20 protein-coding genes are annotated in these 19,735 nt (G+C 36.0%); 12 read left to right on the forward strand and 8 right to left on the reverse strand.

The window, feature by feature from the left end; translation table 11 throughout:
- Positions 1-14: 14 nt before the first annotated feature.
- Both MTX11_RS00675 and MTX11_RS00680 read right to left on the reverse strand, forming a co-directional pair.
- Positions 15-635 carry an HAD family hydrolase gene (locus tag MTX11_RS00675; protein WP_085064370.1) on the reverse strand — a complete coding sequence of 207 codons (621 nt, stop codon included), beginning with the start codon at positions 633-635 and terminating at the stop codon, positions 15-17.
- A gap of 103 nt (positions 636-738) precedes the next feature.
- Positions 739-1,005 carry a hypothetical protein gene (locus tag MTX11_RS00680; RefSeq protein ID WP_004281168.1) on the reverse strand — a complete coding sequence of 89 codons (267 nt, stop codon included), beginning with the start codon at positions 1,003-1,005 and terminating at the stop codon, positions 739-741.
- 160 nt (positions 1,006-1,165) lie between these two features.
- Between MTX11_RS00680 and MTX11_RS00685 the strand changes: the two genes are divergently transcribed.
- The gene (locus MTX11_RS00685; RefSeq protein ID WP_180105676.1) at positions 1,166-1,393 is read left to right on the forward strand and encodes a helix-turn-helix domain-containing protein; all 228 of its coding nucleotides are present in this window, start codon (positions 1,166-1,168) and stop codon (positions 1,391-1,393) included.
- Between the two features lie 18 nt (positions 1,394-1,411).
- Here MTX11_RS00685 and MTX11_RS00690 read toward each other — a convergent pair whose 3' ends face one another.
- Positions 1,412-2,410 (reverse strand): Arc family DNA-binding protein, encoded by a 999-nt coding sequence (locus MTX11_RS00690; RefSeq protein WP_216936012.1) that lies wholly within the window; start codon positions 2,408-2,410, stop codon positions 1,412-1,414.
- Between the two features lie 112 nt (positions 2,411-2,522).
- Here MTX11_RS00690 and MTX11_RS00695 point away from each other — a divergent pair, with 112 nt between their 5' ends.
- The 11 genes from MTX11_RS00695 (at position 2,523) to MTX11_RS00745 (ending at position 14,654) form a co-directional block, all read left to right on the forward strand.
- Positions 2,523-2,672: an Arc family DNA-binding protein gene (locus MTX11_RS00695; protein WP_228153534.1), complete on the forward strand. Its 150-nt coding sequence runs from the start codon at positions 2,523-2,525 to the stop codon at positions 2,670-2,672.
- A 166-nt stretch (positions 2,673-2,838) separates the two neighbouring features.
- Positions 2,839-4,266, forward strand: coding sequence for a tyrosine-type recombinase/integrase (locus MTX11_RS00700; protein ID WP_243474110.1), 1,428 nt, complete (start codon positions 2,839-2,841; stop codon positions 4,264-4,266).
- The gene (locus MTX11_RS00705) at positions 4,263-6,200 is read left to right on the forward strand and encodes a hypothetical protein (RefSeq protein ID WP_243474111.1); all 1,938 of its coding nucleotides are present in this window, start codon (positions 4,263-4,265) and stop codon (positions 6,198-6,200) included. Before MTX11_RS00700 ends, MTX11_RS00705 begins: the two co-directional genes overlap by 4 nt.
- Complete coding sequence (locus MTX11_RS00710; protein WP_243474112.1) at positions 6,197-8,254, forward strand: hypothetical protein; 2,058 nt, start codon at positions 6,197-6,199, stop codon at positions 8,252-8,254. Before MTX11_RS00705 ends, MTX11_RS00710 begins: the two co-directional genes overlap by 4 nt.
- Before the next feature lie 3 nt (positions 8,255-8,257).
- A complete protein-coding gene (locus MTX11_RS00715; protein WP_243474113.1) occupies positions 8,258-8,617 on the forward strand; it encodes a hypothetical protein in 360 nt (119 codons plus the stop codon).
- Between the two features lie 355 nt (positions 8,618-8,972).
- The gene (locus tag MTX11_RS00720; protein WP_243474114.1) at positions 8,973-10,034 is read left to right on the forward strand and encodes a UDP-N-acetylglucosamine 2-epimerase; all 1,062 of its coding nucleotides are present in this window, start codon (positions 8,973-8,975) and stop codon (positions 10,032-10,034) included.
- Positions 10,035-10,058: 24 nt separating this feature from the next.
- Complete coding sequence (locus MTX11_RS00725; protein WP_243474115.1) at positions 10,059-10,376, forward strand: glycosyltransferase; 318 nt, start codon at positions 10,059-10,061, stop codon at positions 10,374-10,376.
- Between the two features lie 123 nt (positions 10,377-10,499).
- Positions 10,500-11,252 carry an FkbM family methyltransferase gene (locus MTX11_RS00730; protein ID WP_243474116.1) on the forward strand — a complete coding sequence of 251 codons (753 nt, stop codon included), beginning with the start codon at positions 10,500-10,502 and terminating at the stop codon, positions 11,250-11,252.
- A 1-nt stretch (position 11,253) separates the two neighbouring features.
- Complete coding sequence (locus MTX11_RS00735; protein WP_338129128.1) at positions 11,254-12,267, forward strand: glycosyltransferase family 2 protein; 1,014 nt, start codon at positions 11,254-11,256, stop codon at positions 12,265-12,267.
- Positions 12,264-13,538 carry an oligosaccharide flippase family protein gene (locus MTX11_RS00740; protein WP_243474118.1) on the forward strand — a complete coding sequence of 425 codons (1,275 nt, stop codon included), beginning with the start codon at positions 12,264-12,266 and terminating at the stop codon, positions 13,536-13,538. The genes MTX11_RS00735 and MTX11_RS00740 overlap by 4 nt, the downstream gene beginning before the upstream one ends.
- A gap of 9 nt (positions 13,539-13,547) precedes the next feature.
- Positions 13,548-14,654, forward strand: a complete 1,107-nt coding sequence (locus MTX11_RS00745) for an FkbM family methyltransferase (RefSeq protein WP_243474119.1) — start codon at positions 13,548-13,550, stop codon at positions 14,652-14,654.
- Between the two features lie 296 nt (positions 14,655-14,950).
- On the opposite strand, the gene MTX11_RS00750 is transcribed toward MTX11_RS00745, so the two are convergent.
- From MTX11_RS00750 to rfbB, 5 genes are read right to left on the reverse strand one after another with little or no spacing between them, the layout of a single operon-like run.
- A complete protein-coding gene (locus MTX11_RS00750) occupies positions 14,951-15,667 on the reverse strand; it encodes a class I SAM-dependent methyltransferase (RefSeq protein ID WP_243474120.1) in 717 nt (238 codons plus the stop codon).
- Between the two features lie 8 nt (positions 15,668-15,675).
- Positions 15,676-16,635: an ATP-grasp domain-containing protein gene (locus tag MTX11_RS00755; protein ID WP_243474121.1), complete on the reverse strand. Its 960-nt coding sequence runs from the start codon at positions 16,633-16,635 to the stop codon at positions 15,676-15,678.
- 14 nt (positions 16,636-16,649) lie between these two features.
- The gene (locus MTX11_RS00760) at positions 16,650-17,723 is read right to left on the reverse strand and encodes a DegT/DnrJ/EryC1/StrS family aminotransferase (protein ID WP_243474122.1); all 1,074 of its coding nucleotides are present in this window, start codon (positions 17,721-17,723) and stop codon (positions 16,650-16,652) included.
- Positions 17,720-18,598: a glucose-1-phosphate thymidylyltransferase RfbA gene (gene rfbA / locus MTX11_RS00765; RefSeq protein WP_243474123.1), complete on the reverse strand. Its 879-nt coding sequence runs from the start codon at positions 18,596-18,598 to the stop codon at positions 17,720-17,722. Before rfbA ends, MTX11_RS00760 begins: the two co-directional genes overlap by 4 nt.
- Positions 18,588-19,676: a dTDP-glucose 4,6-dehydratase gene (gene rfbB, locus MTX11_RS00770; protein ID WP_243474124.1), complete on the reverse strand. Its 1,089-nt coding sequence runs from the start codon at positions 19,674-19,676 to the stop codon at positions 18,588-18,590. Before rfbB ends, rfbA begins: the two co-directional genes overlap by 11 nt.
- Positions 19,677-19,735 lie beyond the last annotated feature (59 nt).

A 19,735-nucleotide genomic window follows, 5' to 3' on the forward strand; every position in this document is an offset into this window, starting at 1 on the left:
GCGTCCACGAGTTGTTAAAGTATGTCGCTTAAAACATCTGCCAGCTTTTGCCCACTCTTACGATCAATTAAACGTGCTGACATACCAAATTCAGTTGGACCACTGTAATCAGCTAAAAGAGTATCTCCAATAAACAAAATGTCTTTGGCATGACATTGTAATTTATCAATTAAATATTGATAAATTTGTGACTCTGGTTTAATTGCTCCAACCTCATAACTCCAAGCATAAGCATCAAGAGAAGGTAAAAATGAAGAAACAACTTTTCCATATGGCATCGCTAAATTTGAGCATACTGCCAATCTGAATCCCAGTTTTTTTAATTCTTCCAAAGTTGATAAGGTATCTTCATACAGTCTAATAGAGCGTAACTCTTCATCTAAATCATGCTCAAGTTCTTGCAGAAATTGGTCTGGAATATTTACTGCTAATCGCTTTGTAAGCTCTGCCAAATTCAAATTGTGGGACATAATAAATTTGGCATCATCAGGTTTTGGTTGTCGCCCATTTTCTTTTAGCCATTTCATTAATTTTCTATATGGGGAACGTCTTTCCTCTATTTTTACAAGTGTACCAAACACGTCAAAAATAATGACTGAAGGCTCAATATGGCCTGCTTTTATAAATAATTCCATATTTTTACAACCAATTAAATTGAATTTCACTTTTTGTTGAGATTACCATAAGAGCATTGCTATAAAAATTAAGGGAGATATTTGATATCTCCCTTTGATTATTTTATTCACTGAAATTTGCAAACATAATTTTAGGAAAATTTTTCATAAAGTGGCGTCTAACATGATTGAAGTCACTGAGATCATGTTGATTTTTTTCAAAATAATTCACCCAGGCTAAAGTCGCATCTTGGTCATTTAAGTTAGGGTTAACATTCAGAAACAAAGCTAAATCAAATGTACGGTCAATATTAAACTCTTTGATTAGTGCAACAGCAGTTGAACGAACTTCCTCTGAAACAGAGAATTTTGGAGAAAAATAGTTATTCATAGCTGAACTTCCTTAAAAAACTATATAATGAAATTTAGAACGGCTAATTTGTTTTTTAATAAAACAATATAACCTGCTGCAGGTTAAATTATCATGGTAAAAGTTATTTATCAAGTTGAATTGACCTGCTGTAGGTTGTTTTTTTAATTTGAAGGTTGTTATGATTAGATGTAGGTTGTCAAATTTGATGGGTGAGCGAAAAATTTTAAAGTTAAGTGAGGTAGCTCAAGCGACTGGTATTAATCGTAATACGCTCACAAGTCTTTACTATGATCGTGCAGTACGAATTGAACTTTCAGTCGCTGATACCTTATGTGAATATTTTAATTGTAATATGCAAGATTTATTTGAATATACCAGTGAGCCTAGAAAAAGGGATGGCACTTAGTAAAATGTCATCCCTTTTTTAAAACTCAATAGGATGCTTTAAATACAACTCAGGATCATTCCAAATTTCCTGAATGTATTCTTTCGCTGCAAAGTCTCGTAGTATTCTTGCTCTTAACGTATCAAAACCATCCCAATAATCTAAATTTATATTTGGGAGTCTATCTGCTAAATCATCAACCCAAGGAATATGATGTAATTTTTCTGCAATTGTTAAGGGATGAACTGTTCCAGTCAAAATAAGTTTAAACTGCTCTTCTGAAAGCAGATGACTATATACATTCACCTTAGATTTATAATAACGCAACAGTACTTTTGTCAATAAACAGAAATATAACAATGAGTTATATCCACCAACACCATTTACGTCACTGATATGATATGGGGGATAAAAAGTCTCAACTGCGTAATTTTCATAAATTTTAAGAATAATTAATTGCCCCGCTTCTGATAATTCTCGAATAAACTTTATTTCTTTCACTTTTGAATTATTTAAATATTCATTATTTGGATTTGAGCCTACGAGCAGTTTTATATCTTGATCTAAATACTCATTTAAACGTATGTGCTGAATATCATAGGGAGTCTGTTTACCAAAGAGTAACCAGTTTGGATTCACTGAAGTATGTTGCGCTATTTTTTCCAATTGTCCGAAGGTGGGTTCTAATTCTGCTCTAAACCATGCTTCAGCCTCATCAGCCGTATCTTCATTGATCTCAAAAGCTAATTCAGCAATTGTAAATTCATTGAAATGATAAATTTTTTTCAATTCACTTAATACAAAATTTAAACGTTCAGCTACCACTTTTTTTCGCTCTGTCGGAGATCGAGCTCGAAGAAAGTTTTCAACGATTTTTGCTGCTTCAACTTGAATATTGTCATTCATGACGAATGAATCGTAAAGTCGAGAGGTCGCTTCTGCATTGATAGAGCGTTGATTCGCTTTCGCTGCAGCATCAATTTTAGCTTTTAGCTCTTCAGGAATACGAAGATTAAATTGGATATCTTTCTTACTCATACATTCTTTAGTCGGTAAAAAATAGCACTAGCATTATGCTATAAAAAAAAAGTTGACATAAGTGTTAGCATATTGCTATGTTAGCAATATGCTATCAATCGGTATGATGCACATGAAACAGACGAATCTCCGTTTACCCATAGATTTAGTTTCTTGGGTCAAACAAATGGCAAAGCAAAGACATCAGTCAATGAATGCTTTTTTTATTACGGAATTGGAACGATTAAGAAAAGAGGAACAGAGAGAATTGACAAAAAAGTAATTATTTTCATTCGGCAAAAAGTATAAAAGCCCATGCGGGAACATGAGCTCTTATGAATGTCTTCATTGCTGATCAGACATTTGTATTTTGATGAATAGGGGCATTTTTGTCAATCCTATCTCAAGATCACTTTTTGCCTGTTTTTTTAATAAACAGGAGGCTCAAAATGAGCACTAAACTTAAAAATGGTCAGTCACGCTACCAGTCTAAAGCCAAAGTTGTGAGCATCAAAAAATTTCAGTTATTGACGTTGGTTAATGCAACCCGTTGTTTAAATGATGCAGCGTTTGAAAAACATGGTGATGCTTACCTTGAATTCCCTGTAATTGTTCAGGGAGATGGTAGCCCTTCTGACGTTTTTAATCTGTATTTGCTGAAAAAACTTGAGCAAACAATACAGTATGATTTTAAAACATTTGCATCTATTGCCAATCAGTTGGTTGATTTTCAGCGTTTTTTAGAAGATGAGCAACTGGACTGTTTGAAATTTCACAAACTAAAACAGTCAAATGCGATTTTTAAATATCGCACTCGTCTTATTGAGCAAGCGAATGCAGGTCTAATTTCAGCTCGCTCTGCGAGTAATCGAATTAATGCGGTAGTGAATTTTTATCGATTTCTCGTTACAGAAGACTTAGTTGATCATCAGCGCTATGGCATACCGTTTAAAGATGTCTACAAATATATTGCCGTGGATAATGAGTTTGGCGCACGTCGAAAAATGGCAATTAAGTCGCATGATCTTGCGATACATGTTCCAGCCAAGGCTCCGAATTCTGAAGCCATTATTGACGGTGGTGAATTAAGTCCACTTACTGTTGAAGAGCAGGTTGTTATATTAAAAGCACTGCAAAAATCATCACGTGAATATCAATTGATGTTTTATCTTGCATTGTTTACAGGTGCTCGTTTACAAACGATTTGTACTTTGCGAATCAAAAACTTAATTGGTTGTGAGCTTGATAGTCATGGCTTTATTCGTCTGCCCGTTGGAGCGGGTACAGGTGTGGACACTAAATTTCAAAAGCCGATGACACTTTTGATTCCAAATTGGTTAGTACAAGATCTTAAAATCTATATCAATAGTGAGAAAGCGCGTCTGCGTAGACAGAAATCAAATTATGGCGACTCGGATGAAAACTATGTGTTTCTCACCAAGCTTGGTACACCTTTCTACACCAGCAAAGCTGAACAGCAGAAGTTAACTGAAAAGATCAAAGCATCTGACTCCTTTGAGACTCGACTGAAAATCTATGAAGGTGAAGCAGTACGTAGTTATTTAAAAATGGTGTTATTGCCTGAAATTCGTCTAATTGATCCACAATTTAAAAGTTTCAAATTGCATGACTTACGTGCCAGTTTTGGGATGAATCTGCTGGAAAGTCAGTTACAGCATCTACCTGCAGGGCATTCTGCTATGACCGCTGTTGAGTATGTGCAAGCTCGGATGGGACATCGCAACATCAGCACGACTTTACAGTATTTGAACTATCAATCACGGTTGCAATGGCGCAGTAAAATTCAGCATGAGTATGAGTCTAGCTTGATGAAATACGTCAAGTCCTCTGTGGATTTAGCAGGAGATTTGTCATGAGTTTTATTCGTACCCCGTTGTTTGTACATATCACTGATATTCATAAACAGATTACTGAGCATGAGCGTTTAATACTCGTGCTCAAAGATAAAACGGCCTCATTTTCTTTTAGAACTTTAGATATTGGTACATTCTTTTTTGCTAAAAGAGCATGTTCTTTCGATGTATCAGACAATGAGCTTGTCGCTTCTTTTGATGAAAAAAGACGCTATTTTTTAAAATGTTTTACAGATTATCTACTGCAAATGGATGGATCGGACCTATCAAAAGGGTTGTTCTATTGCATCATCAAGATGTTTTTGGATTGGATTGATCAACAAAAGAAAATTTTTGATTTATCCGATAAGGACAGCATTATCGATGCCTATCGTCGCTATAGTAAATCTCTGGTTGATCGGACTTTGCTTGCGGACACTGATGAAGATAACTTGGCTGCGCATACCGCAAAGCAGTATCAGCGTTATGTTGCAAAACTGATAGCATATGTATTTGATTGTCATGAAATTGATATTTCTAGTCAAGCGATGCAAGTACAGTCTCAGCGTTATGATGTGCCTATTTTGCCAATCGCTAAAGAAGATCATGAAAAAACTTATGCAACTTTGTTGAATGTCTTTCTTGAAATTCATCGTATTGTTGTACAAGAAAATGACTTTCCTGCGCATTTTCAATCTGTAGATGAAGAAGATTTTAATTTTTACTCGGGCTTTCATCATCAAATTGAAAAACAGCATATTCAGTTCGATATGCAGAGGTATCTAGCTAAATATACGGCTATTCCATCTTTGTCAAAAATGCTAGCTGATTTTGAGTTAGAAGAAGATAGTGAGCATCGAAAGCGTGTACGTGAAAACCGCAATCAAGCGATTCGTAAACTTGAAGAACGCAACAAAAATAAGCGGCATTTAGAGCGTGAAAGACTTGCATCCTACGGCCTGACCATCGGCATGCTGTTATTTATTGCACAAACTGGAGCAAATCTAGACACTGCTCAACAGTTACACCTTGATACGATGGAAATCCTACCGAGTACACAAGGCCGACGCTTTTCAGGAACGAAAAGCCGTGCAAGAGGCAAGACAGTACGGCCAGAGTTTGGAGTTAAATTTGAGCCGATTTTTAGAAAAATTTTAGAACTTCGCGCTTGGTATATTCAAGATGAGTCATGTGATTTTGTATTTCCGCTACGTAATGAAGTGAGAAAATTAAGCGCAATTGGAAATAATAAACTTCAATTACTTAAAAGATTTTTGCAGCGTATTTTCCCGAAAATGGCTTGGATCACCCCACAAGAGTGGCGCAAGCATGTTAGCAGTCAATATGTTGAATTGAGCGATGGCGATTTATTGCTTGAAGTCGAAAAAATGGGACACTCACTCGATACTGCGAAGAAAAACTACAGTCGAACTTCATTTAAAGATGCAAGCCAACAGATTTCACAATTCTTTTATGAACTGCGAGAAGTTGCAGTTTCACAAACTCGAACCGTTGAGCGTATTCCTGTACAAACGTTAGATGAGACTGCTGATGTTCAAACCTTACCTGTCGGGGCTTGTACGACTATCAGTCTACAACCTGAAAAAGCAACAGGTTTTACCGCGCAAGCTCCAACTCCAAACTGTCAGCAATTTGAGCACTGTTTATTTTGCCAGCATTATGCAGTTCATGCTGATGACGAAGATGTGCGTAAGCTGTTATCACTGAAAAGTCTACTCGGCTATGTAAAACAAAAAGCCACGGACTTAATCAAGTGGGAACAGCAGTTTGGGGTTGTACTACACCGAATTGACGAAGTACTCAACGATTTATCAAATACTTATGAAAATTTACGTAATCGTATTTTTTCAATTCAAGAAGAAGTAGAAAGCGGTGATTTAGATGCGTATTGGCTGAATCATTTTGAATTGCTAATTGATTTGGGGTGGATATCATGAGTTCATTTAATTCATATCTATATTCATTGGGTATTGCTGAGCAGTTTTTACCTGATGAATATAATTTAAAGAATAATCAACTGACTGTTCCAGGTACTTTTGTATTATCGCGAATGAAGAGTGGTGAGATATTGTCAGTTTATTCAGACAATATCTGGGATCTTTCTCCATATTTACCGAAGTGTGATTGTCGCCTGAATTTTGATAGTTGGCTTGATAATGCCCGAGAAAATGACTTTCTTTACTGTCAAATTCGGGCAGAAATGAAAAAAATCAGTTTTGCTTTGCTTTATATAAAATCTGGTAAGTCGATTATTAAAAGTATCGAACAGCGGCATACGGTTTTACGCCAGTTTGCAGCAATTGCATATAAGAATGGCTGTACATTGCAGCAGTTATTTAGCGATGTTGCTTATATGTCAAAAGTAAATGATGCTTATGTTGGTGTGAGCTATCAAAAAGCCATTCACATTAAAGCATTTTTAACGGATTGTTTTGCCTTACAACAGCAATACCCATTGCTCATTCCTGCGTTTAGTACATATAAGCCAATAGAGCATTTAGCAAAGTTGGCTGCTCAACTCAGGTTGCAGTCAGGCAAAGTAGGCCCACAAACCAAAGTTGTTCCTTCACGGCTTTATATAGCCTTAATTAATGCTTTAGCAGATAAATTGAATGAATTTAATCAAAATGCATCAGCACTTCTGAAATGGTTTCAGCGCAAGCAGCAGGATGCAAATTTTGCTTTGATGCCGACAGAATTTAAGCGTAAAAAAAATGCGGTAAGTTTTGCTGATGCTCGAGATTTACTCGGTTTAACGGCACTGTTTGAAAATAACCAGATTCAAAAACATGCCAACCTCACCCGTTATATGACGCTGATTCAAGGTATGGGCAAGTTGTGGATTCATCTGTTTACAGGGATGCGTGATAATGAAGTGAATCAGCTGTCTTCTGATTGCTATCAAACTATTCAAAGTAATGAGCATCTTGTGCATGTCATTATGGGCTATACATCAAAATTACATGGGGGTGGCAACAAGTCTACCTATTGGATCACGTTTGAAGATATTCAAGTAGGCGTACATGCAGCACAAAGTATTGGTGAAATATACGCCCTGCTCAACCCACATTATGATATGTCTAATCCTGCTGAATACCCATTATTCCCAACGCTAAACTCGCAAAGGCATCGAAATAAAAATAACCGCAATATTGAGCATGAAACGGATTTTATCTCTAATTTTGAGGGTGCTCCGACTCGAACACAGTCTAATTTTAATCAGTATTTAAGCCGTATTTCTGTCTTGCTTGGAGAGGGGGTGAAAATCACAGAAAGTGATATCGCCGAGCTTGAAGCTTTTGATGGTTTCCGCAATTGGCGAGAAGAAAAAGACTGCCAAGTTGGTGAGTACTGGAATATCTGTACCCATCAATTTAGACGTTCGCTTGCAGTTTATGGCGCTCGTTCAGGCATGATCGGACTTGGCGCTTTGTCAGTCCAATTTAAGCATCTAACAGAGTCTATGACGTTGTATTACCGTAATAATGCGGTATTTGCACCAAATATTTTAGTGAGTGACAGTCAAAAAGAGTTTATTCAAGAACTGGAATATCAGCGCTTGGTGCATTCTTATGCTCAGTTTGAAGATGGTGTAATTAATAGTGCTAGCCGTTTACTTGGTGGGGCAGGAACCTATTTGCAGCTACAAAAAGACCGTGAGCAATTGCTGAAGGTTTTCCCAAATCGTGATGAAACCATTAAGCGCATGAAAAAAGGGGAAATTGCTTGCAAGACTAGCCTGTTTGGTGCTTGTACTAATCCTGATTCTTGCGAAAAAATTTCATTTACTGCGATTACCAGTTGTTTGAGTTGTGCCCATGCTGTGTTTGATGCAACAAGTGCTGAAAAAATGCAAAAAGCGGTTCATCGACTACAACGGCAGCGAGATATGCAAGTACAGAACAGTCTGCTATACGGGCAAATGGACAGTGAGATTTTGGCTTTAAACAAAATGATTCAAAAAATTAAAACGATTAATATTGAGGTGTAAAATATGAGTGCACTTAATGATTATTACGCTGCTTTAGAGCGATTAAAAGCCAACAAACCGATTGTTCTACCGAAAGGCTCTGCCATTAATAACGATACGGTTGCAATGGAGGCTGGACGTAAACGAGGCTCGATTAAAAAGAGCCGTCATGCAGCATTAATTGAGGCAATTGAGCAAGCTGCACAGGCAGCAGGGCAAAATCTTCTTTCGCCTGCCCAGCAAATTGAGCAAGCGAAAACTAAGACCAAAGCGGTGAAAAGTGATTATGAGCAGCTGAAAGAAGATTATGAAAAACTGCTGGAAAAGTGCAATTCGCTGTTGCTGGAAAATTTTGAGTTGAGGCAAAGTACTCGGACTTTATAATTGAGATAGCCACTAAATTTTGTAATTTAGTGGCTATTTGATTTTAATTCGCCTTACAAAAAGATGAATTTATTGCTAAAATTTTATAATAATTTGAAATGGCTAGGTTTTTTTAAGGGGGCATGGATATTTTCGGATATTACTATTGTTTGCCTTGATCTATACCATAACGAATAGTCGATTCTATATTTTATTCATAATTCAGGGTAATATAGCTAAATTTTCAATCTACCACGTCAACTAGCATAAATAAAAAATTCTTGTTGTGATTTGGAATCTGCTCCACTGATTGGGGGTGAGCAGGTGAAATTGTGTATTAATGTATCCATTCATTCCATATTTATTTAGAGGAATTATGACTAAATATAATATTTTCATAATTGGAACTCGTGCCCAATTAATAAAAGTTGCACCAACCTTAAGGGTATTTGAAAAACAAGGTCTTCCATTAAAATTTATCTTGACGGGGCAGCATAATGATACTATGGACGATATCATTGAAGAATTTGGAATAGAAACCCTTGCAATACCATTAATTAAAAATAAAGAGCACTCTTCAATTTTAGCTTTATTGTTATGGTTACCTCGTATTTTTTTATTAATTATTCTTACATTAAAAAATTATAAGAAATCAAATATTTTTGTTCATGGTGATACATTGACAACCTTGATGAGTACATTAGCCGCAAAGCTAACTGGTCATTCTGTTATCCATTTGGAAAGTGGCTTGACATCTAATAATATTTTTAATCCATTTCCAGAAGAAATAATACGAAGAATTGTCTTTCGATGTACAGATGTTGCTTGCTGCCCTAGTGAACAAGATGCTCAGCACATGAAAAAATACCCTAAAGCTAAAATTATTTATACTCATGGTAATACCATTTTAGATAGCATTATCTATTTGAAAATTGGAGAGAATACAAAAAAAGAGCCTAAGACAATTCTAGTATCATTACATCGCTTTCATAATATTTATAATAAAGAAAGATTGCTGTCTATTGTGGAAATGCTTATTACTTTAAGTGAAGAATATACGATCAATTTTGTTCTTCATCCAGCAACACAGAAAAAGTTATCTCAATATGGCTTGTTAGAAATACTAAAAAAAAATAGAATTAATTTATTGCCAAGGATGGTTTATCAGAAATTTCTAAACTTTGCATTATCAAATGAAATTGTTATTACTGATGGTGGTTCAAATCAGGAAGAGTTAGCATATTTTGGTCATCCTACTATTATCTTAAGAAAGACGACTGAGAGGCAAGATGGTATAGGTGAAAATGCTATTTTAATTAATGAACCATTGAATATTGTTAAATTTATTATGTCCAGAGAATACACTCGTCTACAAAAACAAAAACTGAATCTAACGTCCTCACCCAGTGAAATAATTGCTAATTACTTTAGATCATAAGATATTGAATACAGGAATGACTTAATGAATATATTAAACTCATCAACCACCATTTCCCAGTCAAACATATTCCCTAAATACCCAGAGAATTTTGGTATGGTGGCTATTGAAGCCGCAGCACATGGTTTACTTACAGTAGCCTTTGCTACAGGTGGTATTGTGGATGCAGTAGAAAATGGTGTTTCAGGCTATTTGGTAGAAAAAGATAATTATGTAGAGTTAACTCAACAAGTCTTATTTGTTTTAAATAATCCTTTAGATCGACAAATGATCCAAATGTTTTCAAAAAAATTTGCTTGGGAAAGTTTTGGAAGAAAAAGTCACAAAACATTATGTATATAGCTTTAAATTGAGCATAAAATGAATTTTTTTTATAAAGAAAGATACACATCCTATATATTGCGAAACTTTCTAAATGGCACAGCCCTCTTAGAAAAAAAACAACCTAAATACAAGGTATGTGTCTTGAGTAATGACCTGATTGGACGTTCTTTTGCCGTGTCAGGAGCGTATGAAGAAGCTGGTGTTGCAGCAGTTGAATGGCTCTGTGATCAAAGTCGTATTAAAGATTCCCGTAATTGTACTTTTGTTGATGTCGGAGCTAATATCGGTACTTATAGCTTGGCGCTGTCTGCAAGATTTAAAAATGTTTTAGCGTTTGAACCTCATCCTGTGGTTAATCAGGTATTAAGTTTAAATAAAGCGATAAATGGTTTTGATAACCTCATCGTACAGCCCTACGGTCTATCAAATGTCGATACCGAAGCAAAATTATATGAACCAACTAAAAATGTAGGTGGTTCAAGTTTAGAACATCAAGGTTCGGGTTTAAGCTATACGGTTAAAATCAAACATGCATCAACGGTAATCAATCAATTAAAAAGTAGTAAAGTATCATTCATAAAAATGGATGTTGAAGGTCATGAACTAATGGTAATGCAAGGTCTGAAGGAACTGCTTATTGAAGATCAACCTGTGGTAGCCTTTGAAGCAAATGATCTCGATCGCAATGAGCAACTGTTGGCGTTTATGAAAAGTGTTGGTTATGATAAGTTCTTAGCCTTAGATACCAAGCCTAGTATAAAGAATCCAATACTACGGGTACTGTTACTCACTATTATTGGTGCTAGATATCAACTAAAACCCATTCAGCACTTACACACTCATAAATACTCGTTGGTTTTTGCGATACCTCATTCAAAGACTACAGGAGTTTAGTTTGTCAATAATTTCCCAGTCTCCGCCCTTCGTTACAATACTCATGATTACATACAACCATGAGCATTATTTAGCTGATGCAATTCAGGGGGTGATAAATCAAATATGTGATTTTGAGTTTGAATTAATTATTGGCGAGGATTGCTCTCAAGATGCCACGCGCCAAATTGCTTTAGATTATGAAAGGCAATATCCTGATATTATTCGTGTCGTATATTCTGATAAAAATGTAGGTATGAATGCAAACTCTCGAAGAATTTTTGATCAGGCCAAAGGGAAATATGTTGCCTATTGTGAGGGAGATGATTTTTGGTGTGACAGAACTAAACTAGCACAACAAGTGGCATTAATAGAAAATGATCCTAAAGTTTGCATTGTTCATAGTGATTGGACTCGTGCACATTTCATAGATAATACTTGGCAATATGATTACCAAGAATCTGTACACTGTCGTGTAGATAACAAATATTTACAAGGGGATCTTGCTCCCACTTGGCATTATCCAAAAATCTTACGCACTTGCACTATTCTCTTGCACAAAAGTAGTATGCAAGCTTGGTACGACTCTGGAATCATGAATAATAAATATCATTTTGGAGATAGTGTGCTAAATTATTGGATAACATTGCAAGGAGCAGTTGCTTATTTACCAGCAGTTACGGCTGTTTACAGGGTAAGTTCAAATTCAGCTTTACGTTCTGGCAATGCTGCAAGAATAGCATTTTATCGATCTGCATTAGAATTTGATAATGCAGCACAGCAGTTTTGTATACCAATACAAATTGATTATTCTAAAGGTTATCGCTGGGATAATACTGCTAGTTTAATCTTATGGGGATTGCGTGCACGTGATTGGTCTGCAGTCAAAGATGGTTTGATTGATTTTAGAAGAAATTTTAGTTTATTTGAATTTATTAAAATAGGTTGCCAAAGCCTTTTTATGCGAGTTCCTACACTACAACGTCAACATAGAGCGATACCTAATAAAAAGCCTTATGGCATAAGTAAATCATGAATAAATGGAATAATATTTTCCATTATCGGCTTGGACGCTTAGGGAAAAGTACTATTTTAAGTAGTGCAGGATTGGGTATAAGGGCACTAATTCAAGCAGCTTATCTTTTATTGATATCTCGCTGGTTAGGAGCTGAGGGTTACGGATTATTTGCTGGCATAGTCGCTTTTTTTAGTCTCGCCACCCCTTTAGCAAACTGGGGTAGTAGTCTATTACTTACACAATATATTGCACAGGATAAACGGCACTCACGAGGAATGTGGGCAACTGCCTTGGTACAATCGGGGATTATCGGGATACTATTGGTCACTCTGTTACTCAGTGTTACTTTATTATTTTTACCTCAAAAAATTGCTATTTGGTCATTATTATTATTGGCCGTCTCAGAACTCATTTTATTACCAGCAAGCCACGCAGCGAGTAGTCAATGTTTTGCTTTAGAACGAGGTGGTGCAGCAGCGTTATCTGTAAGTCTTATCCCATTTGGTAGATTATCTATTCTGTTGCTTGCTGTTGTAGCTCCATGGGGAGCAACGCCCGAGCTTGCTGTATTAGCACATTTTTTAGGAACAGTAATTGGTTTTGCGGTGGCGTTTGGTTTGGTGGCGTGGGTAGATGGATTACCTGCATGGAAGCAAAGATTAGCATTTATATCTGCAACACGACAGGGTACAGCGTATGCAGTGAGTAATGTAGCAGGTACGAGCTATCAAGAAGTAGATAAAATCATCATGTTACTGCTATTAGGAGCAGCGACAGTTGGTTCTTATACGGTTGCATTTAGGGTTGCTAGTATTTTTGTTTTACCACTATCTGCATTGATAGGTGTATTTTTACCTCGTATGATGAATCAATATAACGAAAGGGAAAAAAGTAAAAACACTTATCGTATTATCATGTTAGTTGCTTTAATTTATGGTGTTTTAGCTGGCATAGGTATATTAGTTGTTACTCCATTTTTACCTTGGGTATTTGGTGTAGGTTACGAGGACTCGTTGTATTATTTACAGCTTTTTGCGGTGTGGCCAATGTTATTTGGTTTACGTCAAGTATTAGCTGCTAGGCTAACTGCTCAAAAAAGACAGCGTTGGCGATCTTGGGTTGAAGCCATGGGTTTAGTTTTGGTCGCTGTACTAAACTTTGTGCTATTGCCTCAATTTGGTGCTGAAGCAGCTATAATCGCCCTATTAGTAACTGAGGTATTCGTCACGCTGGTGATGTCTTTATTTATTTATCAAAACCGATACAGTAATAATATTTATTTTAAATAATGAGCATATATGAGTACTTTTAGTGTTGAACAACGTTGGTTATCTGGACTTTTAGATCAAATTGATTTTCAGCTTCGAGGTGGTGATCGCGGACGTAAAGACAATAACTTTGATTGGGAATGGTTTAGAAAATTACCAACAGCTCATTTTATTGATGCACGACGGTATGTACGAAGAGTACTGCATCAGGTTTGGGGCAAGCCACCTAAAGGGTATACTACTCAATGGCTGCAAGATAACTACTTAAATTTATGGCAAACCCGAGTGCTACTTACAGATGCTCTGAGTCGTCGTTTGTTTGATGATGCAATCGTACTTAAAATTGTAGGCTATCGTCGTGCATTTTATCCCCCTGAGGCTTTCGATACCTATTTAGAAGTAATGAGTGAGTCACAACCATTCTCACACCCCAACCTGCCTCACAGCTATATGGGTACACCCTTACATATCTTTGATGTACATAAAAACGAGCGTGCCAAAATAATTGCTACCCTAGGACTTGTAGAGTCACTTAATCTTTATCGACAATATTTTGTGGAACGCGATGGCATTAATTTTGCGCCACAGAATGGTGAAGTCGTTTTAGATTGCGGTGCATGTGTTGGTGAAATTGCTACTATATTTGCCATGCATGTAGGGGAGACTGGACAGGTACATTTATTTGACCCTATGCCTGTGCATGTGGCGTTTTGTAACCAGCAAAAAATATTGAATCCGCACCTGAAAAATCGAATGCATGTTGTGCCAATGGCTGTTGGAGCAATCAGTAATAATCAGGAGCCTTTATCGGCATCCACTTCCGCTTCCGCTGAAATTCAACCCAATGCAATAACCAATACTTCTTTTCCATTTATATCAATTGATGACTATGTGCATGAACATAATATTCGAGTGAATGTCATTAAAATGGATATTGAAGGGGGGGAATACGACGCATTAAAAGGGGCAGAAAATACACTGCGTGAATTCCAGCCAAGACTAATGATCTCAGTCTATCATCGTCCTGATGATTTATGGGTGTTAAGGGAGCTAATTCAACAAATTAATCCTAACTATAAATTTTATTTTGGGCATCATACACCCGTTCAATGGGAATCAGTGTTATATGCTGTATAAAAATAATCTTAATAAGTCACTACAACTTAAGTGACCGGCGGGAATTGAAAGTACTGTTCCAGCAAAAATAGCTAAATTATTCTCTTGCAGTTGCCTAAGAATTTTATTTATGAATATATTAATCTTTTGTGTTAGTCAACATTTAATCAGGGATAAGTTTTAATTTTTAAAGAAATATCAAGCCTAAAATAGTTAAAAATGATACTTTCGTAAGAGATCTATTTCTGTAAATTGATATTTAACTCACCCTACCTAATATATTTTAGCTATTTTTCGTTAAGTTAAAATTAAATAAACTATTTAACAACCCCAACACACATAAGCCTTTCGCTACTTTCTAAATACTCTAAACCATTTCTAGAAAAAACTTCTCTAATTTTTTTAGGCTCGGTTATGTTATCTTTAATTAATAAATCTTCATGGTGTTTTTTGCCTTTGCCAACAGGAATTATTTCAATACTACTACAGAAATCTCCCATCAATTCAATCATTTTATCCATTGTAAAAAAACGAATATCATAAAGAGGGTCATTAATTTTCAAACTATTAAAGTACTCAACAAATTGTTGATTATGAGCATTGTGAACCGTAGCTACTATTCTCTTCTTTGTAATTCTAACTTGTTCCGCAATTAGGTTTTTTATCTGTTCATCGTCAAATAGTACCCAAAACCCATTGTGATAACTAAGATCAAACGATTTGTCAGGATATGAAAATTCAAATGCACTCATTTGGCGGATTACGTTTGAAAATTCTGAAAATTTTTGTTTCGCTCGATGAACTGCTTCTTCAGAAAAGTCCATACCTTCGCAATTAAGCTCACGTCGACGAAGTTCAGCCATATCACGAAAACTGCCCGCACCGATTTCTAGTAATTTCTCCTCATCGGGGTTAAGAATTGCATGAATATAATAAGCGTGCCGTAAATCTTGTTGATAGTGATCGAAAATATCCACCCATTTTTCATTCCAATCTTTACTTTCGGATAAGGGGGTTAGTTTATTTAGTTTCATTTGGATCCCTATAGTTCATATTCAACATAACCTCTAGTATATATTTTCTCTACTCTATTATTGTTAATATCAGATTCAATCTCTCCCGTGATAAAACAATTTATATGATTTAAAACCATGTCGTATCCTGACTTATTGCTAAAGGCAATACCAGCTGAAAATCTTGGGTTGATGTCCATTAAAAATACTTGCTCATCAACTATTATAAACTCAACATTGAAACAACCTACCATTTTAAGTGAATGAGCTACTTCTATTGCTAAAGATTCACATATATGCTGAGGTAAAGTACGTACAGTTATGCCTGCTCCATTTGATGTGCGCAGTAACTCCTCCCGAGCTATAGCAATGCACTTTTCTCCATTAGATTGACGGATGACATCTACAACAACAATTGTACCATTAAAAAATGGCTGAATAATATATTCACAGCCTTTGAAGCGTTGTTGCCAAAACTTTAGGTCAGAATAGTTTTGTGCATACTGAATTCCTTCACTACTGCGTCCGTAACGTGGTTTTAAAATAGCAGGAAATTCTATAAAACTTAAAGTATCTACTTTTAGTTTAGTACTCTGTATTGCTACTATATGGGAGTTTTTTTTAAACGTTTTATAAACTTTATATTTGTCTCTAGCTATTTTTATGGATGTTGGATTGGAGATACAAATGGTAATACCTTTTTGTGTGAATGTACTATAGTTTTTTGCCAGCACATCAACTTCTGGATCTGTTAGAGGGATAACGTAGTTAATTTGGTGATTTTGGCAAATTAATAATATATCTTGGATATAGTTATCCTCGTCTTTTGCGGAGCTAACTTGATAAAAGCTATTTACCAAACGTGAGGCAGGGGTCCAAGTGGAAGGATACAAATTACATCCTACAAGTTTTACTGTCGGTATTTTTATTAAGCTGGTAATCACAGCCTCAGCAGACATCGAACCTAATGCGGTTATTAAAATATTCATGTTTAGGTCAATTTTCATAATGTATTGGATAGGATTTCACAGATTTTATCTTGTGAATTTTTTTCTAAGCTAGGAAACATCGGCAAACACAATACTCTGCTAGCTCTATCCCTTGAATACTTGCATATCTGCCCACTCGCTAAATAATCTAAAGTATCTAGACTTGGGTAAAAATATCTGCGGGGTACTATATCGTTTTCTTTCAACTTCGCTTCAACTTTTAATAATTCAGCTTCGCTTTTGAATAGCACAGGAGCATAAGCATAGTTATTTTGGCTATGTTTATTCCATTGCTGAAATACTATTTTATCCTGTAATGATTCTTGGTAAGTTTGCCATACTTGCTTGCGTCCTGCATTAATGGTTTCTATTTCATCAAGCACACATAGTCCCATAGCAGCTTCAAATTCATTCATTTTGGCGTTGATTCCTATCGACTCGATAGATGTTGGGCCAGTAATACCAAAATTAATTAATAAACGTATTTTCTTCGCCAATTCATTATCATTGGTAATCACAGCACCTCCTTCAATGGTATGAAAAAGTTTAGTGGCATGAAAACTCAACGTACTGATATCACCATAATTCAAAACACTTTGCCCTTTATATTGGCTGCCAAAAGCATGCGCAGCGTCGTAAATCACTTTTAAATTGTGCTTATTAGCAATTATTTGAATAGCTTCGACTTCGCAAGGATTACCAAATACATGTACGGGGACTATAGCACTGGTTTTTGTGGTAATGAGTTGTTCAATATTAGTAGGATTTAGGTTAAAACTGTGTGGGTCAATATCAACAAAAATAGGGTTCAATCCTTCCCATACTAAGGTATTGGTGGTGGCGGCAAAGCTAAATGGTGTGGTAATTACTTCACCTTTTAGATTTAAGGCTTTATAAGCTACTTGTAGTGCCAAAGAACCATTGGCTACAAGAATAAGATGCTTAACACCCAGATAAGCAGACAAACGCCTTTCCAATTCTAATAAAAGATTGCCACGGTTAGTCAACCAACCACTATCATAGATTTGGTCTATATAGGCTTTAAATTTTTCTTTATTCGGCAAATAAGAGCGAGTAACTGGAATCATATTTTTGTATCAACCAACTCTAACAAATACTGTCCATAACTATTCTTACTCAGTAATTTGCCTTGCTGTATAAGAGAGTCCTTTGTTAACCAACCATTGTTGTAACCTATTTCTTCTAAACAAGCGATTTTAAAGCCTTGGCGTTTTTCAATTGTTTCTACAAACATCCCAGCTTCCATCAGACTTGCATGCGTTCCTGTATCAAGCCATGCAAACCCTCGCCCAAGTAACTCTACACTTAAATCACCACGCTCAAGGTACATTTGATTAATACTGGTGATTTCAAGTTCGCCACGCTGAGAGGGCTTAACATTTTTAGCAAGTTGGATCACATCATTATCGTAAAAATATAAACCTGTTACTGCGAAATTAGACTTTGGTTGCTGAGGCTTTTCTTCAATAGAAATTGCACATTTTTGCTTATCAAACTCTACTACACCAAAACGTTCAGGATCTTTCACTTGATAACCAAAAATAGTTGCACCTTTTTTGCGTTTTGCGGCTAGACGTAACATGGGGGTAAAACCTTGACCATAAAAGATATTATCGCCTAGGACTAAGCAAACTTGATCATTACCAATAAATTGTTCACCAATAATAAAAGCTTGTGCTAGACCATCGGGACTAGGCTGAATGGCATATTCTAGTTGAACACCAAATTGCTCCCCATTGCCTAAAAGCCGTTTAAAACTATCTATATCTTCATGTGTGGAAATAATTAAAATATTACGTATTTCAGCCAACATCAGCACTGATAATGGGTAATAAATCATTGGTTTGTCATAAATTGGCAAGAGTTGCTTTGATATACCTTTTGTGATGGGATATAATCTCGTCCCTGAACCGCCTGCTAAAACAATTCCTTTAATTGACATGGTGGGATAATCCTAATCGTTCTCTATGGAAGGAACTATTTTGTATTCTTCGACACCAATCTAGATGATTCAAATACCACTCTATAGTCTTGTAGATACCTGTTTCAAAAGTTTCTTGTGGTTTCCAACCAAGCTCTTTGGTAATTTTTGAAGCATTAATGGCGTAACGCTTATCGTGACCTGGTCTATCTGCTACAAAAGTAATTAAATCTTGGTAAGGTTGTCCATTTTTACGTGGTGATAATTGGTCTAGAATTTGGCAAATCTTTTTGACCACGTCAATATTTTGCTTTTCATTGTATCCCCCAATGTTATACGTTTCCCCTACCTTACCTTGTGTAAGTACTTGATAAAGTGCGCGAGCATGATCCTCCACATACAACCAATCTCGAATTTGATCACCTTTACCATAAATCGGTAAAGGTTTTTCTTCTAGTGCGTTAAGAATAATTAAAGGAATAAGCTTTTCAGGAAAATGGTATGGGCCATAGTTATTAGAGCAATTGGTAATTATTGTCGGTAAACCATAGGTTCTGTGCCAAGCACGAACAAGATGATCAGAGCTGGCTTTACTGGCGGAATAAGGTGAACTTGGGGCGTAAGCTGTAGTTTCTGAGAATAAATCAGAAGTTCCTATTAAATCACCATAAACCTCATCAGTACTGATGTGATGAAAACGAAAACTCTGCTTCTTTTGTCTAGAGAGCGATTGCCAATAAGAATAAGCAACCTCAAGTAAGTTATATGTACCGATGATATTGGTTTGAATAAATTCAGCAGGACAGTCAATGGATCTATCAACATGACTCTCAGCAGCTAGGTGCATGACGACATCAGGCTTATATTGAATAAAAATACGATTAAGCTCTGAACAATTACAAATATCGACCTGTTCAAAGTCATAGCGAGAATTATTACTTACACGGGCTAAAGATTCTAAATTGCTCGCATAGGTGAGTTTATCGAGATTAATAATGCTGTTTTGTGTGTTTTGGAGGATATGACGAATGACAGCTGAACCAATAAATCCAGCACCGCCAGTAATAAGAATTTTAAATTTTGACTCTTGTGTATTCATTGAGTTAACTTATTATCCAATAAACTTAACAATATAATTTTCAAGATGTAGAATCATAA

It is taken from the genome of Acinetobacter lwoffii (assembly GCF_022809915.1).
In the GTDB taxonomy this organism is placed as follows: Bacteria; Pseudomonadota; Gammaproteobacteria; order Pseudomonadales; family Moraxellaceae; genus Acinetobacter; species Acinetobacter lwoffii_M.

What these genes read in the sequence shown, in the direction of transcription:
- MTX11_RS00675 (WP_085064370.1), bottom strand. Translation starts at nt 635, where the DNA reads ATGGAATTATTTATAAAAGCAGGCCATATTGAGCCTTCAGTCATTATT.
- MTX11_RS00680 (WP_004281168.1), bottom strand. Translation starts at nt 1,005, where the DNA reads ATGAATAACTATTTTTCTCCAAAATTCTCTGTTTCAGAGGAAGTTCGT.
- MTX11_RS00685 (WP_180105676.1), top strand. Translation starts at nt 1,166, where the DNA reads ATGATTAGATGTAGGTTGTCAAATTTGATGGGTGAGCGAAAAATTTTA.
- MTX11_RS00690 (WP_216936012.1), bottom strand. Translation starts at nt 2,410, where the DNA reads ATGAGTAAGAAAGATATCCAATTTAATCTTCGTATTCCTGAAGAGCTA.
- MTX11_RS00695 (WP_228153534.1), top strand. Translation starts at nt 2,523, where the DNA reads ATGAAACAGACGAATCTCCGTTTACCCATAGATTTAGTTTCTTGGGTC.
- MTX11_RS00700 (WP_243474110.1), top strand. Translation starts at nt 2,839, where the DNA reads ATGAGCACTAAACTTAAAAATGGTCAGTCACGCTACCAGTCTAAAGCC.
- MTX11_RS00705 (WP_243474111.1), top strand. Translation starts at nt 4,263, where the DNA reads ATGAGTTTTATTCGTACCCCGTTGTTTGTACATATCACTGATATTCAT.
- MTX11_RS00710 (WP_243474112.1), top strand. Translation starts at nt 6,197, where the DNA reads ATGAGTTCATTTAATTCATATCTATATTCATTGGGTATTGCTGAGCAG.
- MTX11_RS00715 (WP_243474113.1), top strand. Translation starts at nt 8,258, where the DNA reads ATGAGTGCACTTAATGATTATTACGCTGCTTTAGAGCGATTAAAAGCC.
- MTX11_RS00720 (WP_243474114.1), top strand. Translation starts at nt 8,973, where the DNA reads ATGACTAAATATAATATTTTCATAATTGGAACTCGTGCCCAATTAATA.
- MTX11_RS00725 (WP_243474115.1), top strand. Translation starts at nt 10,059, where the DNA reads ATGAATATATTAAACTCATCAACCACCATTTCCCAGTCAAACATATTC.
- MTX11_RS00740 (WP_243474118.1), top strand. Translation starts at nt 12,264, where the DNA reads ATGAATAAATGGAATAATATTTTCCATTATCGGCTTGGACGCTTAGGG.
- MTX11_RS00745 (WP_243474119.1), top strand. Translation starts at nt 13,548, where the DNA reads ATGAGTACTTTTAGTGTTGAACAACGTTGGTTATCTGGACTTTTAGAT.
- MTX11_RS00750 (WP_243474120.1), bottom strand. Translation starts at nt 15,667, where the DNA reads ATGAAACTAAATAAACTAACCCCCTTATCCGAAAGTAAAGATTGGAAT.
- MTX11_RS00755 (WP_243474121.1), bottom strand. Translation starts at nt 16,635, where the DNA reads ATGAATATTTTAATAACCGCATTAGGTTCGATGTCTGCTGAGGCTGTG.
- MTX11_RS00760 (WP_243474122.1), bottom strand. Translation starts at nt 17,723, where the DNA reads ATGATTCCAGTTACTCGCTCTTATTTGCCGAATAAAGAAAAATTTAAA.
- rfbA (WP_243474123.1), bottom strand. Translation starts at nt 18,598, where the DNA reads ATGTCAATTAAAGGAATTGTTTTAGCAGGCGGTTCAGGGACGAGATTA.
- rfbB (WP_243474124.1), bottom strand. Translation starts at nt 19,676, where the DNA reads ATGAATACACAAGAGTCAAAATTTAAAATTCTTATTACTGGCGGTGCT.